1 pseudogene is annotated in these 527 nt (G+C 40.6%); it reads left to right on the top strand.

Annotated features, from left to right (window positions below):
* Nucleotides 1-14: 14 nt before the first annotated feature.
* Nucleotides 15-407: pseudogene (locus DW657_RS17205) on the top strand (GTP-binding protein); the annotation flags it as partial.
* Between the last annotated feature and the right edge of the window lie 120 nt (nt 408-527).

The following is a 527-nucleotide window of genomic DNA, read 5'->3' as shown; positions in this document are numbered from 1 at the left end:
ATTGCTTAATCCAAATGAATATTATAAATTTAGGAATTCTTGCTCACATTGATGCAGGAAAAACTTCCGTAACCGAGAATCTGCTGTTTGCCAGTGGAGCAACGGAAAAGTGCGGCCGTGTGGATAATGGTGACACCATAACAGACTCTATGGATATAGAGAAACGTAGAGGAATTACTGTCCGGGCTTCTACGACATCTATTATCTGGAATGGAGTGAAATGCAATATCATTGACACTCCGGGACACATGGATTTTATTGCGGAAGTGGAGCGGACATTCAAAATGCTTGATGGAGCAGTCCTCATCTTATCCGCAAAGGAAGGCATACAAGCGCAAACAAAGTTGCTGTTCAGTACTTTACAAAAGCTGCAAATCCCGACAATTATATTTATCAATAAGATTGACGTGCCGGTGTGAATTTGGAGCGTTTGTATATGGATATAAAAACAAATCTGTCGCAAGATGTCCTGTTTATGCAAACTGTTGTCGATGGATCGGTTTATCCAGTTTGCTCCCAAACATATA

The sequence above is a fragment of the Prevotella sp. AM23-5 genome, assembly GCF_003473645.1.
Classification (GTDB): Bacteria; Bacteroidota; Bacteroidia; order Bacteroidales; family Bacteroidaceae; genus Prevotella; species Prevotella copri_A.
The sequence above is the reverse complement of the archived record's forward strand: the minus strand, read 5'-3'. Positions and strand labels throughout refer to the sequence as shown.